Raw genomic sequence first — 14333 nt, 5'->3', positions numbered from 1 at the left:
GCCCTTCCACTCTATCCGGTGATGCCGTACGGCTCAGGGGTTCGCCAGCGCTCGAACGGCCGGTCAAGGGTGTAGCGGCCGTCCGCACCGAGTATCAGCGTGCGGGTCTCCCCGTTGCCCGGGTTGGACAGTGACTCGAACTCGGCCACCGACCAGTGGAACCAGCGCATGCAGAACAAACGCATGGTCAGTCCGTGAGTGACCAGCAGGACGTTCTCCGGATGGCCGGGATCCTCGAAACTCCGGTACAGGCTCTCCAGGAAGGCCCCGACCCTGTCGTACACATCGGCTCCGGACTCCCCCTGCGCGAAGCGGTAGAAGAAGTGCCCGTACGCGTCCCGGTACGCCTTCTGCAGACGCACGTCGTCGCGGTCCTGCCAGTTCCCCCAGTCCTGCTCGCGCAGCCGCGGCTCCTCGCGCACCCGTACGTTCTCCAGGTCCAGGCCGAGAGACCTGAATGTCTCGTGGGTGCGGCGGTAGGGCGAGACGTACACGCTGACCCGCTCGCCGTCGAACAACTCGCGCAGCCGCACGCCCGTCTCCCTGGCCTGTCTCAGCCCTCTCGCGGTGAGCCGCAGCGCATGGTCGGGCTCGCGCTCGTAGACCGTGTCGTCGGCGTTTCCCTCGGACTCCCCGTGCCGGACGAGGACAATGCGTTGCGGTCGTGCCATGTACCGACCCTAGATCGGCTGCGGCTCATTCGAGCAGTCGTCCGGCCTCCAGCCGGCGGATGTCTCCGGTGAAACGGCGGCGCAGCAGCCGGTCGTGCGAGACCACCACCAGCGCCCCCTGCCACTGGGCCAGTGCCTCCTCCAGTTCCTGTACGAGTCCGAGTGCCAGGTGATTCGCCGGCTCGTCGAGCAGCAGCAGATCCGCGGGCCGGGCCAGCAGACGGGCGAGGGCGAGCCGTCTGCGCTGCCCCGCCGAAAGAGATCCGACCGGCACCCGGAGGTCCCGGGAGCGGAACAGTCCGTACGACAACAGCAGTTCCCCCCGCTCGTCCTCGGTGAGCGGCAGCCCTCGGCCGAACGCCGTGAGCACGCACTCCGCCGGGCGGTGCACCGGCACCTCCTGGGCGAGGTAGCCGATCCCGCCGCGCCGGACGACGCGCCCCGCGTCCGGTTCGAGCACGCCCGCCATGACCCGGAGCAGGGTGGACTTCCCCGCCCCGTTGCCACCGTGGATCAGCAGTCTGTCGGCTGCCGCCACGGTGAGCCGGTCGATGGAGAGCCGGTCACCGACGCGTATGCCGGTGAGGGACACCAGCTCTCCCGCGGTCGCGCCGGCCCTGGGCAGGGCGGCGAAGCGCAGCGGGTCCGGCGGCCTGGGGACGGGCTCCGCCCGCAGCCGCTCCAGGCGCTTGCGAGCGTTGCGGACCCGGCCGGAAACGGAGGCCTGGACCCGGCCCGCAGCCCGGTCGTACGCCATTTTGTTGTTGTCCTTGATGGCACGGCCGGCGGCGACGCCGTGGGCGGTGGTCGCCGTGTACTCCTCCAGTTGTGCGGTCTCCTCGCACCACTGGGCGTAGGACTGCTCCCAGCGTTGCCGTGCGGCGCTCCGCTCGGCCCGGAATCCCGCGTAGCCACCCCCGTAGCGCACGACCGTGCGCCGGTCGGCGTCGACCTCCAGCACCGCGGTGGCGACGTGTTCCAGGAAGATCCGGTCGTGGGACACGGCGATCACGGTGCCGGGGTGGGACCGGAGGGTGCCCTCCAGCCAGTCGAGCGCGGCTCCGTCCAGGTGGTTGGTGGGTTCGTCGAGCAGCATCACCTCGGGGGACGCCGCGATCAGACAGGCGAGGCCCAGTCTTGCCTGCTCGCCGCCGGAGAGGCTGCCGAGCTTCCTGGCCGGCTCTGTCCGGGCGAGGCCGAGACCGTGCATCGCCTTTTCGACGCGGGCGTCCGCCTCGTATCCGCCGCGCAGCTCGAACTCGGTGAGCAGCTCTCCGTAGGCGGCGAGCGCGGCTTCGTCGGCCGCGCCGAGGTCCGCCTCGGTCTCCCGCAACTTCCTTTCCATCGCGCGCAGTTCCGTCAGCGCGTCGTCGATCGTGTCCTGGACCGTGCTTTCGGGCGGCAGCCGCGGGGTCTGGGCCAGCAGGCCGGTGCCGCGGTCGGCGGCCGTGAACGCGCTGCCGGAGTCGGGCCGTTCGAGCCCGGCGAGGAGCCGGAGCAGGGTCGTCTTCCCCGCGCCGTTCTCCCCCACGATGCCGATCCGTTCGCCCGGGCGCACGGTGAGCGAGACATCGTCGAGCAACAGCCGGTCGCCGCGGGACATGGTCACGCCGCGCAGAGTGATCTGTGTGGGCAAGGGCGTCTCCGAGTCAGGTCGATCGAGAGCGACTTAACGCACTCGTTGTCGCATTAAGGCGAGTGTGGCACACTGAAGCTCACTAATGCAACAGGAGTAGCAATTGACTGGACAGAGAGTCGCACCGGAGACCGACCCGACGGCGTCCCCGCTCGCCCCCGGCACCCGCCGTCCGGGCGGCCGGACCGCGCGTACCCGGGCGGCGGTCCGTGACGCCGTCCTCACCGGCCTGGTGGAGCACGGCTACCCCGGCCTCACCATCGACCACGTCGCGGAGCATTCCGGCATCCACAAGACCACCCTCTACCGCCGCTGGGGCAACCTCGAAGGGCTCCTCGCGGACGCCCTGGACCTGGCCGGAGAGGACAGCTGGACACCGCCCGACACCGGAAGCCTGCAAGGAGATCTGCGGGCTCTGGCGCACACGACGGCCGCGTCCTTCGAGGATCCCGCCGCAGCGGCCGCACCGACCGCGTTCATCGCCGCGGCCTTCCATTCCGAGCGCGCCGCGCAGGCGCTGAACGCCTTCTACGCAGTGCGGTTCGCCCGCTGCGAGGTGATGGTCGCGCGCGCCGTCTCCCGGCACGAGCTGGACCGGCGCGCGGACGCCGCGGCGCTCATCAGGGCCGTGGTCTCGCCCCTGTTCTTCAGCCTGTTCATCACCCGCGAGCCGATAAACGCGGCGCTGGCCGACCGCGCTGCCGACGCGGCACTGGCCGCCGCCCGCGCCGGAGTCTTCGACACCCCGGCGGAGCCCGCCTGATCGGCCACCTGCAGCGCTCCGGCCAGGCGCGCCCGGCTCAGGGCTGCCGACTCAGCGCTGTCGGCCCGGGGTGCCGGCTCAGCTCTCAGGCCGCACCTCTCCGGCCGGGCCGGTCACACCGTCCACGACGACTCCAACTGCACGACGTCCCCGGCCAGTTCCACGACGTCGTCGTCGATCTGCGTGCGTTGTGACAGCCGCTCGATGCTCCCCGCCCGGTACTTGCCACGTTCGGCGCTCGACTGCCACATGGACAACACCAGGAACTCATGACCCGGCGATTCCCCGAACACCCCGCGCAGCATGCCGGGCGATCCGGCCATCGCCGGATTCCACACCCGCTCCTGCATCAACGCGAAGTGTTCCACCCGGTCCTCGCGCACCTTGCTGTGCGCCACCCGGACGACATCCGCGTCGGTGAAGCGCGGCTCGAAGCCCGTCTTCACGTCGAAGCGGTACTCGAACAGCTTGACCTGGATGTCGCTGTACGTACCGGACTGCGCGGCTGCCAGTCCGTCGTGGGAACGCGCCATGAACGAGTCGTAGAAGACCCGGTTCTCCCAGAAGGCGAAGATGTGCGCCACGTCCGGATGCTCGCGGCTCCACCCGCCGCCCCGCCCCTTGAACCCGGGCGCACCCGGCAGCTCCACCCATTTCCGCTGCCCCCGTTCAAAACCTCGACGGTCCACCACGGTGCAACGAATCCACTTGACCAGCACCGCGCCATCGTACGGTGCCGGGCACGGCGCGGGTCACGCTCCGGTGGAGTCCGGTGAAGTGCGCCCGGAGTGAACGCCGTTGATCGCAGAATGGTCCCCATGGCCTCGCTGCACATCAACCCCCTGTTCGCCCGGCTCGAATCCGCGGAACGTGTCCTCGTCACGGGGGCCGGCGGCGGCTTCGACATCTACGCCGGACTCCCCATCGCGCTCTCCCTGTTCCACCAGGGCAAGCACGTACAGCTGGCCAATCTGTCGTTCAGCGCCCTCGAAGGGCTGCCGCTCGATTCCTGGCTCGCCCCGGACGTCGCCGCCATCACCCCGGAAACGGCCCTGCACCAGGCGTACTTCCCGGAGCGGACGCTGGCCCAGTGGCTCGGACTGCACGGCTACCCTGACACGGTTCACGCCTTCTCCCGGGTCGGCGTACAGCCGCTCCGCGCGGCCTACCGGGCGTTGATCGAGAAGTACGACATCGACGCGGTCGTCCTGGTCGACGGCGGCACGGACATCCTGATGCGCGGGGACGAATCCGGCCTCGGCACCCCGGAGGAGGATCTGGCCGGCGTCGCCGCGCTCGCCGCGATCGACGTACCGGAGCGCCTCGTCGTATCCGTCGGCTTCGGCATCGACGCGTACCACGGGGTGAGCCACGGTCTCGTACTGGAGAACATCGCCGCGCTCGAACGCGACGGTTCGTTCCTCGGCGCCTTCTCCGTGTCCCGAACGACACGTGAGGGCGCGCTCTTCGTCGATGCCGTGGCACACGCCCAGCGCCACACGCCCGACCACCCCAGCATCGTGAACGGGTCGATAGCCGCCGCCGTCCAAGGGGCCTTCGGGAACGCCCAGTTCACGTCGCGCACGCGTGGCAGCGAGCTCTTCATCAACCCTCTGATGACCCTCTGCTTCGCGTTCGAGCTGGACGGTGTGGCCCGTAACTGCCACTATCTCGACCGGATCGAGGACACCCATCTGATCCGTCAGGTCAGCAGCGCCATCGAGAACTTCCGGGACGAGGTCCGGCAGCGACCGCCGCGCCGCATCCCGCACTGAACCGGTCCGTCGGACCGCGGCCCGACGGACCGGCAGGCCGATGCCCCCATGGCCCGAATCCATCGCCGAAATCCGAGCCGGTTGGATCCGCGCCCGGTTACGGACATGATCGGGTGATGCGAACGGCCCGACGGCCCAGCGGAAAGCCAGGGAGGCAAGTCCGATGAGCACGCCCAACAAGGACATCGAGAAGGTCGAAGTCAGACTCAAATGGGATCCCAGCCCTCATGGTGCTCCGCCCCATGACCTCGACATAATCGCGGGGACCTACCTGGCCGAAGCGCCGTACGGCAGCCCCGCGTACCTCGTGCACTTCGACAGCCGTTCACCGGACGGCACCATCACCCTCAACCGCGACAGCAGGACCGGTCAGGGCTTCGGCTTCGACGAGGTGATGACGCTGGAACTGAACCGGCTGTCGACCGCGTACACACGGGTCGTCGTCGGGGTCGCCATCCAGCAGCGCGACGGCCACAAGACCTTCGCCGGGATAGAGAGCACCGTGGTTCAGGTCCGGGAGGGTTACACGAACCTTTCGGAGGACGACTTCTCCGCGGTCGGCGACGCCACCGCGGCGACCGTGGCCGAGTTCGTCCGGGGCACCTCCGGGGCCTGGGAGTTCCACGGCACGGTCCGGGGCTTCGACGGCGACCCCGATTCGTTCGCCGCGACGATGGGAAGCCGTACGCCCGGCATGTGACACGTCACGGCGCCCGGTCCCGTCCAAATGCTGCGGGAACACGACCACTCCGGGCCTCGCGCGGTCATGTCACACGTCCGCGCGAGGCCCCGGCAAGCACCGATGTGGGCCGCGAGGCACCCGCCGTGAGCCCACGCTGTGAAGCCGCGCCGCGAGGCCCGTGCCACGGAGCCCCGCCGCACAGCCCCCGGTCAGGAGCCCACGTACGCCGCGAGGTGCTCGCCGGTGAGGGTGGAGCGGGCGGCCACGAGGTCGGCGGGGGTGCCCTCGAAGACGATCCGGCCGCCGTCGTGACCGGCGCCGGGGCCCAGGTCGATGATCCAGTCGGCATGCGCCATGACCGCCTGGTGGTGCTCGACGACGATGACCGACTTCCCGGAGTCGACGAGCCGGTCGAGCAGTCCGAGCAGTTGCTCGACATCGGCGAGGTGGAGCCCGGTGGTCGGCTCGTCCAGGACGTACACACCGCCCTTGTCGGCCATGTGGGTCGCCAGCTTCAGCCGCTGGCGCTCACCGCCGGACAGCGTGGTCAGCGGCTGCCCGAGGCTGAGGTAGCCGAGACCGACGTCGGCGAGCCGCTCCAGAATCCGGTGCGCGGCCGGTGTGCGCGCCTCGCCGGCGCCGAAGAACTCCTCGGCCTCGGTCACCGACATCGAAAGCACCTCGCTGATGTCGCGGCCCCCGAAGTGGTGGTCGAGCACCGAGGCCTGGAACCGCCTCCCCTCGCACTCCTCGCAGGTGGTGGCGACGCCCGCCATCATCGCCAGATCGGTGTAGATGACACCGGCGCCGTTGCAGGTCGGGCAGGCACCCTCGGAGTTGGGACTGAACAGCGCCGGCTTCACACCGTTGGCCTTCGCGAACGCCTTGCGGATCGGGTCGAGCAGCCCGGTGTACGTCGCCGGGTTGCTCCGCCGCGAACCGCGGATGGCGCCCTGGTCGACCGAGACCACCTCCGCGCCCGCGGGGATGGACCCGTGCACCAGCGAGCTCTTGCCGGAGCCCGCGACGCCGGTGATGACGGTCAGCACGCCGAGCGGGATGTCGACGTCGACGCCCTGAAGGTTGTGTGCGCTCGCGCCCCGGACCTCCAGTGCCCCGGTGGGCTTGCGCACCGTCTTCTTGACGGCCGCCCGGTCGTCGAGGTGGCGGCCGGTGACGGTGTCGCCGGCGCGCAGCCCCTCCACGGTGCCCTCGAAGCAGACGGTGCCTCCCGCCGTGCCCGCGCCGGGGCCGAGGTCGACGACGTGGTCGGCGATCGCGATCGTCTGCGGCTTGTGCTCCACGACCAGCACCGTGTTGCCCTTGTCCCGGAGCCGCAGCAGCAGGTCGTTCATCCGCTGGATGTCATGGGGGTGCAGGCCGATGGTGGGCTCGTCGAAGACATAGGTGACATCGGTGAGCGAGGAGCCGAGGTGGCGGATCATCTTGACGCGCTGCGCCTCGCCGCCCGACAGCGTGCCCGACGGCCGGTCGAGCGAGAGGTAGCCGAGTCCGATCTCCACGAACGAGTCGAGGGTCCGCTGCAGCGCGGCGAGCAGCGGGGCCACGGAGGGGTCGTCGAGGCCGCGCACCCACTCGGCCAGGTCGCTGATCTGCATGGCGCAGGCGTCGGCGATGCTCAGCTTCGCGATCTTGGACGACCGGGCTTCGGCGCTGAGCCGGCTGCCGTCGCACTCGGGGCAGGTGGTGAAGGTGACCGCCCGCTCCACGAACTCCCGGATGTGCGGCTGCAACGCCTCCTTGTCCTTGGACAGGAACGACTTCTGGATCTTGGGGATCAGCCCTTCATAGGTGAGGTTGACGCCCTCGACCTTCACCTTGGTCGGCTCCCGGTAGAGGAAGTCCTGCATCTCCCTCTTGGTGAATTTACGGATCGGCTTGTCCGGGTCGAGGAGCCCGGACTCGGCGTAGACCCGCACGGTCCAGAAGCTGTCCGACTTCCAGCCGGGAATGGTGAACGCGCCCTCGGAGAGCGATTTGGAGTCGTCGTAGAGCTGGGTGAGGTCGATGTCCGAGACCGTGCCCCGGCCTTCGCAGCGCGTACACATGCCGCCGGTGCGGGTGAAGGTCCGCTTGACGGTCCTGGTCCGGTCGGCACCGCGATCGACCTTGAACGCACCACTCGCCTGGACCGAGGCGACGTTGAAGGAGAACGCCTGGGGCGAGCCGATGTGCGGCTTGCCCAGCCGGCTGAAGAGGATACGCAGCATCGCGTTGGCGTCGGTGGCGGTGCCGACCGTGGAACGGGGGTCGGCGCCCAGGCGCTGCTGATCGACGGTGATCACGGTGGTCAGGCCGTCGAGCACATCGACCTCGGGCCGCGCCAGGGTCGGCATGAAGCCCTGCACGAAGGCGCTGTACGTCTCGTTGATCAGCCGCTGCGACTCCGCGGCGATGGTGCCGAACACCAGTGAGCTCTTGCCCGAACCGGAGACCCCGGTGAACACCGTCAGCCGGCGCTTCGGGATCTCGATGCTGACGTCCTTGAGGTTGTTCACGCGCGCGCCGTGCACGCGGATCAGGTCGTGACTGTCGGCGGCGTGCGGCGCAGGCGACTGCGGGTCCGTCCTCTTGGCCATGCTCATCGTGTCTCCATCTGTCGGGCGGAACCGCCGCGGCGGTCTCTGTCTGCGTCGCCCGGCTCGGTATCAGCGGTTCCGTCACCGGATGCAACCGGATCCCACCGGTCTCGTCACCGGCTTCGTACGGCGTGGGAACGGGGCGTCGGGCCGGCCGACGCCCCGTCGTGCAGCGGCTCGCGCGGGTCCTGGCCCGCGGTCGCCGGACGGTTCAGCGCACCTCGTTGATGCGGATGAGGTTGCCCGCGGGATCGCGGAAGGCGCAGTCGCGGATCCCGTACGGCTGCTCGGTCGGCTCCTGGACGACCTCGGCGCCGCCGGCCTGCAGCCGGTCGAAGGTGCCGTCGAGGTCGGGGGTGGCCAGGGTGATGATGGCGTAGGTGCCCTTGGCCATCATCTCGGTGATGGTACGTCGCTCGTCCTCGGTGACACCGGGGTCGGCGGCCGGCGGGTGCAGGACGATCGACGTGCCGGGCCGGCCGGTGGGGCCGACCGTGATCCAGCGCATCCCGCCGAATCCGACGTCGTTACGGATCTCGAAGCCCAGGACGTCGCGGTAGAAGGCCAGCGAGGCGTCCGGGTCGTGGTGCGGAAGGAAGCTCGTGTGAATCGTGAGGTCCATGAGCGTCACGCTATTCGTGGCCCGGTGGCCGCGCTTCTCGATTCCTGACCGGTCTGGTCACCTGCTTCGCGACGCACGACGGCAGGCCCGCGGTGGCCCGCTCGGCCTCTCGGCGGTAGGCGCTGGGGGGCATGCCGACCAGCTCGGTGAAGCGCGTGCTGAAGGTGCCCAGCGACGAGCAGCCGACCGTGAAACATACCTCCGTGACGCTGAGATCACCGCGCCGCAGCAGCGCCATCGCCCGCTCGATGCGCCGCGTCATCAGGTAGCCGTACGGAGACTCGCCGTACGCCTGCCGGAACGCGCGGCTCAGGTGCCCCGCCGACATGTGCACGCCACGGGCGAGCGCCTCGACGTCCAGCGGCTGGTCGAACTCCCGGTCCATCCGGTCACGGACCCGGCGCAACCGCGCAAGGTCGCGCAGGCGCTGCGCCTCATCGGGTCTGCTGGTCATCTGCGAGATCGTGCCACACCGCGGGTGCCGCCGCACGCAGACCGGACGGCACCCTGCGCGGTCCCGACCGGAGCACGCCGGAAGGGCGCCGACCGGAAGTCGACGCCCTCCCCGGGCTGTGGTTCAGCCGCCCGGACACATCATGCACAACGGTGCGCCCGGCGCGAACGCGCGGGCGGTCAGCTGCAACCGCTGGTCGAGCCGCAGCCCTCGCAGATGTAGCAGGAACCGGCGCGCTGCATCTTCGTACCGCAGGAGAAGCAGAGCGGCGCGTCCGCGCTGATGCCCAGCTGCATCTCGACGAGCTCCGCCGAGGTGTGCGCGGTCTTCGGGGCGGGCTTCTCCGCCTCCTGCACCGCGGCCACCGCCTTCAGCGGCTCCGTCCGCACCGGGGCGGACTGGGCCAGGGTCTCGATGTCCAGCTCCTCGTCCTCGAGGGAGGGCTCGTACGAACCCGTGTCGAGGTGCCGCTGGCGCTCCTCGGCCGAGTGGATGCCGAGCGCCGAGCGGGTCTCGAAGGGCAGGAAGTCCAGCGCGAGGCGGCGGAAGATGTAGTCGACGATCGATTGCGCCATCCGCACGTCCGGGTCGTCCGTCATGCCGGCCGGCTCGAAGCGCATGTTGGTGAACTTCGAGACGTACGTCTCCAGCGGGACGCCGTACTGCAGGCCGACCGAGACGGCGATGGAGAAGGCGTCCATCATGCCCGCGAGGGTGGAGCCCTGCTTGGACATCTTCAGGAAGACCTCGCCGAGACCGTCGTCCGGGTAGGAGTTGGCGGTCATGTAGCCCTCGGCGCCGCCCACCGTGAAGGAGGTGGTGATGCCGGGACGGCCCTTGGGCAGACGCTTGCGGACCGGGCGGTACTCGACGACCTTCTCGACCGCGGTACGGATGGTCTCCTCGGCCTTGGCGGTGACCGCCTCCTTCTCCTTCTCCTTGGTCTTCGCGGAGAGGGGCTGGCCGACCTTGCAGTTGTCGCGGTAGATCGCGAGCGCCTTGACGCCCATCTTCCACGCCTCGAAGTAGACCTCTTCGACGTCCTCGACGGTGGCCGTCTCCGGCAGGTTCACCGTCTTGGAGAGCGCGCCGGAGATCCACGGCTGGATCGCGGCCATCATGCGCACGTGACCCATCGCGGAGATGGAACGCTCGCCCATCGCGCAGTCGAAGACCTCGTAGTGCTCGGTCTTCAGGCCGGGGGCGTCGATCACATTGCCGTGCTCGGCGATGTGGGCGACGATCGCCTCGATCTGCTCCTCCTGGTAGCCCAGGCGGCGCAGGGCCTGCGGGACGGTGCCGTTGACAATCTGCATCGAGCCGCCGCCGACCAGCTTCTTGAACTTGACCAGGGCGAGGTCGGGCTCAAGGCCGGTGGTGTCGCAGGACATGGCGAGACCGATGGTGCCGGTGGGCGCGATGACCGAGGCCTGCGCATTGCGGAAACCGTTCTTCGCGCCGAGCCGGATCACGTCCTGCCAGGCCTCCGTCGCGGCGGCCCAGATCGGGTTGTCCAGGTCGTCCACGTGGACGGCCGCGGCATTGGCGTCGGCGTGCTGCTTCATGACGCGCTGGTGCGGATCGGCGTTGCGGGCGTAGCCGTCGTACGCGCCGACGACCGCGGCGAGCTCGGCGGAGCGCTTGTACGAGGTGCCGGTCATCAGCGAGGTGATGGCACCGGCGAGGGCGCGGCCGCCGTCGCTGTCGTAGGCGTGGCCGGTCGCCATCAGCAGGGCGCCGAGGTTGGCGTAGCCGATGCCGAGCTGGCGGAAGGCGCGGGTGTTCTCACCGATCTTCTGGGTCGGGAAGTCCGCGAAGCAGATGGAGATGTCCATCGCGGTGATGACCAGCTCGACGACCTTGGCGAAGCGCTCGGACTCGAAGGACTGGTTGCCCTTGCCGTCGTCCTTGAGGAACTTCATCAGGTTCAGCGAGGCGAGGTTGCACGAGGTGTTGTCCAGGTGCATGTACTCGCTGCACGGGTTCGAGCCGTTGATCCGGCCGGACTCCGGGCAGGTGTGCCAGGCATTGATGGTGTCGTCGTACTGGATACCGGGGTCGGCACAGGCCCAGGCGGCCTCGGCCATCTTGCGGAAGAGGGACTTGGCCTCGACCTCTTCGATGACGTCACCGGTCATCCGGGCGCGCAGCCCGAACTTGCCCCCGGACTCGACGGCCTTCATGAACTCGTCGTTCACGCGGACCGAGTTGTTGGCGTTCTGGTACTGGACGGACGTGATGTCGTCGCCGCCCAGGTCCATGTCGAAGCCCGCGTCGCGCAGGGCGCGGATCTTCTCCTCCTCCTTCACCTTGGTCTCGATGAAGTTCTCGATGTCGGGGTGGTCGACGTCGAGGATGACCATCTTGGCCGCGCGGCGGGTGGCGCCACCGGACTTGATCGTTCCGGCGGAGGCGTCGGCACCGCGCATGAAGGAGACCGGGCCGGAGGCGTTGCCGCCGGAGGAGAGCAGCTCCTTGGAGGAGCGGATACGGGAGAGGTTCAGGCCGGCGCCGGAGCCGCCCTTGAAGATCATGCCCTCTTCCTTGTACCAGTCGAGGATCGACTCCATGGAGTCGTCGACGGCCAGGATGAAGCAGGCGGAGACCTGCTGCGGCTGGGGCGTGCCGACGTTGAACCAGACCGGCGAGTTGAAGCTGAAGATCTGGTGCAGGAGGGCGTACGCCAGCTCGTGCTCGAAGATCTCGGCGTCCGCGGGAGAGGCGAAGTAACCGTGGTCCTCGCCGGCCTTGCGGTACGTCTTCACGATCCGGTCGATCAGCTGTCGCAGACCGGTCTCGCGCTGCGGGGTGCCGACGGCCCCGCGGAAGTACTTGCTGGTGACGATGTTGACCGCGTTCACCGACCAGAAGTCGGGGAACTCGACGCCACGCTGCTCGAAGTTGATCGAGCCGTCGCGCCAGTTGGTCATGACGACGTCACGGCGCTCCCACGCCACCTCGTCGTACGGATGTACGCCGGGGGTGGTGTGGATGCGCTCGATGCGCAGACCCTTGCTCGACTTGGCTCCCTTGACTCGGGAACCTCGTGCCGGGCCGCTCGCCGTCTCTGTCATGCCGCCTCCCATATGTGGGCAAAAACACCCTGAAGTGCCCAGAACTTCCCGGGGCACAGTCTGTCTCTGATGCCTCGGACGCCACGCAGAGCGCCCGGAGCAGGTCTATGAAGCCGCCCTGCCGCCGATCCACGGAACCGTGTCGGTCGGCCGGTGCCGATCAGTCGGCGGCGACGGCGGGAACGGGGACCTCAAGGATCTCGCCGCTCCCGCGTCCTTCCACGCGAGGCCGCCGCTCGCGGAGTTCCGCGATGGCGGCCTCGAAGTCTTCGAGTGTGTCGAACGCCCGGTACACGGACGCGAAGCGCAGATACGCGACGAGGTCGAGTTCCTGCAGGGGGCCGAGGATCGCCAGGCCCACGTCATGCGTGGTCAGCTCGGCACTGCCGGTGGCGCGCACCGCCTCCTCGACCCGCTGGCCGAGCTTGGCGAGGGCGTCCTCGGTGACCGGCCGGCCCTGACACGCCTTGCGCACGCCGGAGATGACCTTGGTGCGACTGAAGGGTTCGGTCACGCCGCTGCGCTTCACCACCATCAGCGAACAGGTCTCCACCGTCGTGAAACGGCGGGAGCAGTCGGGGCACTGGCGGCGGCGTCGGATCGACGTGCCGTCGTCGGTGGTGCGACTGTCGACGACCCGGCTGTCGGGGTGCCTGCAGAAGGGGCAGTGCATGGCTCCCAACCCTCCTTCACAGCACGACTGAATAGCCTCTTCAGGGCCCGCCGGGGCCCCTCGAAGCTGCCTCAAGCATAGGCGATGGCCACACCCCCGGCGGACCGGGGACCACAACTTCTGGGTGGCCGGAGCAATCCAACCACTAGATCTTGGGTTTGGGTGCGCATTCGGCCCTACCGCGTGTCGCGCATCACGAGCGACCGGCAGGCAGCGTACGGCCGCGTACGAGGTTACGGGAACGGTCCGGCCGCCAGGATTACGGGGCCCCGGCTGTCGGACTCGAACAACGGCCCGACGGCCACCCCACATGGCGGCTCCGCACCGGCGGCCGCTACCGTGAAAGCCCGAATTGCGGGCCGCCCGCGGCGCGCCCCAGGCCCCTCGGCCATCGCACATACACCCGGCAGAGAACACGCGGCAGACTTTTATTCGTTTTTCACTCGAACGTGTGTTTGGCGCAACCTTTCGAAAGCTACTACCGTTGTCCAGCTAGGGAGACCATTCGAGAGGGGCCGACGTGACCACCACCGCAGACAGTGCCACCATCACTGCCCAGGACCGCTCCCAGAGCCGATTCGAGCCGGTGCATGCCATGAATGACTCAGTCACGAACATGGAGGGGCCAGAGCCCGCGCGTCCAGCGCGCTCATTGCCCGGTCGACCTCCTGGAATCCGGGCGGACAGCTCGGGGCTCACGGACCGGCAGCGGCGCGTGATCGAGGTGATCCGGGATTCCGTGCAGCGGCGCGGATATCCGCCCTCGATGCGGGAGATCGGTCAGGCGGTGGGCCTGTCCAGCACGTCCTCCGTCGCCCATCAGCTGATGGCCCTGGAGCGCAAGGGGTTCCTGCGCCGCGATCCGCACCGTCCGCGGGCGTACGAGGTCCGCGGTTCGGACCAGCCCAGCTCGCAGCCCACCGACACGACCGGCAAGCCCGCCGCGTCGTACGTGCCGCTGGTCGGCCGGATCGCCGCCGGTGGCCCGATCCTCGCCGAGGAGTCGGTCGAGGACGTCTTTCCGCTCCCCCGCCAGCTCGTCGGCGACGGCGAGCTGTTCGTGCTCAAGGTCGTCGGTGACTCGATGATCGAGGCGGCGATCTGTGACGGCGACTGGGTCACCGTGCGCCGCCAGCCCGTCGCGGAGAACGGCGACATTGTGGCGGCCATGCTGGACGGTGAGGCCACGGTCAAGCGCTTCAAGCGGGAGGACGGCCATGTCTGGCTGCTCCCGCACAACTCCGCGTACCAGCCGATCCCGGGCGACGAGGCGACGATCCTCGGCAAGGTGGTGGCGGTGCTGCGGCGGGTGTGAAGCCCGCCGGTTCTGACCGGGCCCCGGGATCCACTGCGCCGATCCCGGGGCCCTGCCCATGCCGCCGG

General features: G+C 69.2%; 12 protein-coding genes. 4 read left to right on the top strand and 8 right to left on the bottom strand.

The window, feature by feature from the left end; translation table 11 throughout:
- Positions 1-11 precede the first annotated feature (11 nt).
- Positions 12-671, bottom strand: a complete 660-nt coding sequence (locus ABZ622_RS25190; protein WP_360546757.1) for a histidine phosphatase family protein — start codon at positions 669-671, stop codon at positions 12-14.
- A gap of 25 nt (positions 672-696) precedes the next feature.
- A complete protein-coding gene (locus ABZ622_RS25185; protein ID WP_360546881.1) occupies positions 697-2274 on the bottom strand; it encodes an ABC-F family ATP-binding cassette domain-containing protein in 1578 nt (525 codons plus the stop codon).
- 136 nt (positions 2275-2410) lie between these two features.
- Between ABZ622_RS25185 and ABZ622_RS25180 the strand changes: the two genes are divergently transcribed.
- Positions 2411-3070, top strand: coding sequence for a TetR/AcrR family transcriptional regulator (locus ABZ622_RS25180; RefSeq protein WP_360546755.1), 660 nt, complete (start codon positions 2411-2413; stop codon positions 3068-3070).
- 113 nt (positions 3071-3183) lie between these two features.
- Here the strand turns inward: ABZ622_RS25180 and ABZ622_RS25175 are convergent, their stop codons facing one another.
- Positions 3184-3789, bottom strand: a complete 606-nt coding sequence (locus ABZ622_RS25175) for a YdbC family protein (protein WP_360546753.1) — start codon at positions 3787-3789, stop codon at positions 3184-3186.
- Positions 3790-3888: 99 nt separating this feature from the next.
- On the opposite strand from ABZ622_RS25175, the gene ABZ622_RS25170 reads away from it, so the two are divergent.
- Together ABZ622_RS25170 and ABZ622_RS25165 are read left to right on the top strand one after the other, a co-directional pair.
- The gene (locus ABZ622_RS25170) at positions 3889-4845 is read left to right on the top strand and encodes a DUF1152 domain-containing protein (RefSeq protein WP_360546751.1); all 957 of its coding nucleotides are present in this window, start codon (positions 3889-3891) and stop codon (positions 4843-4845) included.
- A gap of 163 nt (positions 4846-5008) precedes the next feature.
- The gene (locus tag ABZ622_RS25165; protein ID WP_360546749.1) at positions 5009-5545 is read left to right on the top strand and encodes a TerD family protein; all 537 of its coding nucleotides are present in this window, start codon (positions 5009-5011) and stop codon (positions 5543-5545) included.
- Between the two features lie 191 nt (positions 5546-5736).
- On the opposite strand, the gene ABZ622_RS25160 is transcribed toward ABZ622_RS25165, so the two are convergent.
- The 5 genes from ABZ622_RS25160 to nrdR form a co-directional block, all read right to left on the bottom strand.
- Positions 5737-8133: an excinuclease ABC subunit UvrA gene (locus tag ABZ622_RS25160; protein WP_360546747.1), complete on the bottom strand. Its 2397-nt coding sequence runs from the start codon at positions 8131-8133 to the stop codon at positions 5737-5739.
- Between the two features lie 205 nt (positions 8134-8338).
- Positions 8339-8749 carry a VOC family protein gene (locus tag ABZ622_RS25155; RefSeq protein WP_360546745.1) on the bottom strand — a complete coding sequence of 137 codons (411 nt, stop codon included), beginning with the start codon at positions 8747-8749 and terminating at the stop codon, positions 8339-8341.
- Positions 8750-8759: 10 nt separating this feature from the next.
- Positions 8760-9203, bottom strand: coding sequence for a helix-turn-helix transcriptional regulator (locus ABZ622_RS25150; RefSeq protein ID WP_360546743.1), 444 nt, complete (start codon positions 9201-9203; stop codon positions 8760-8762).
- A gap of 179 nt (positions 9204-9382) precedes the next feature.
- Positions 9383-12277, bottom strand: coding sequence for a vitamin B12-dependent ribonucleotide reductase (locus tag ABZ622_RS25145; protein ID WP_360546741.1), 2895 nt, complete (start codon positions 12275-12277; stop codon positions 9383-9385).
- Positions 12278-12437: 160 nt separating this feature from the next.
- Positions 12438-12950, bottom strand: a complete 513-nt coding sequence (gene nrdR / locus ABZ622_RS25140; protein WP_266911355.1) for a transcriptional regulator NrdR — start codon at positions 12948-12950, stop codon at positions 12438-12440.
- A gap of 520 nt (positions 12951-13470) precedes the next feature.
- Between nrdR and lexA the strand changes: the two genes are divergently transcribed.
- Positions 13471-14265 (top strand): transcriptional repressor LexA, encoded by a 795-nt coding sequence (lexA, locus tag ABZ622_RS25135; protein WP_072488421.1) that lies wholly within the window; start codon positions 13471-13473, stop codon positions 14263-14265.
- Positions 14266-14333: the final 68 nt, after the last annotated feature.

The organism is Streptomyces sp. NPDC007164 (assembly GCF_040634135.1).
Taxonomy (GTDB): Bacteria; Actinomycetota; Actinomycetes; order Streptomycetales; family Streptomycetaceae; genus Streptomyces; species Streptomyces sanglieri.
This window is presented reverse-complemented; position numbering and strand designations above follow the sequence as displayed.

What these genes read in the sequence shown, in the direction of transcription:
- ABZ622_RS25145 (WP_360546741.1), bottom strand. Translation starts at nt 12,277, where the DNA reads ATGACAGAGACGGCGAGCGGCCCGGCACGAGGTTCCCGAGTCAAGGGA.
- ABZ622_RS25165 (WP_360546749.1), top strand. Translation starts at nt 5,009, where the DNA reads ATGAGCACGCCCAACAAGGACATCGAGAAGGTCGAAGTCAGACTCAAA.
- nrdR (WP_266911355.1), bottom strand. Translation starts at nt 12,950, where the DNA reads ATGCACTGCCCCTTCTGCAGGCACCCCGACAGCCGGGTCGTCGACAGT.
- ABZ622_RS25190 (WP_360546757.1), bottom strand. Translation starts at nt 671, where the DNA reads ATGGCACGACCGCAACGCATTGTCCTCGTCCGGCACGGGGAGTCCGAG.
- ABZ622_RS25170 (WP_360546751.1), top strand. Translation starts at nt 3,889, where the DNA reads ATGGCCTCGCTGCACATCAACCCCCTGTTCGCCCGGCTCGAATCCGCG.
- ABZ622_RS25155 (WP_360546745.1), bottom strand. Translation starts at nt 8,749, where the DNA reads ATGGACCTCACGATTCACACGAGCTTCCTTCCGCACCACGACCCGGAC.
- ABZ622_RS25150 (WP_360546743.1), bottom strand. Translation starts at nt 9,203, where the DNA reads ATGACCAGCAGACCCGATGAGGCGCAGCGCCTGCGCGACCTTGCGCGG.
- ABZ622_RS25160 (WP_360546747.1), bottom strand. Translation starts at nt 8,133, where the DNA reads ATGAGCATGGCCAAGAGGACGGACCCGCAGTCGCCTGCGCCGCACGCC.
- ABZ622_RS25185 (WP_360546881.1), bottom strand. Translation starts at nt 2,274, where the DNA reads ATGTCCCGCGGCGACCGGCTGTTGCTCGACGATGTCTCGCTCACCGTG.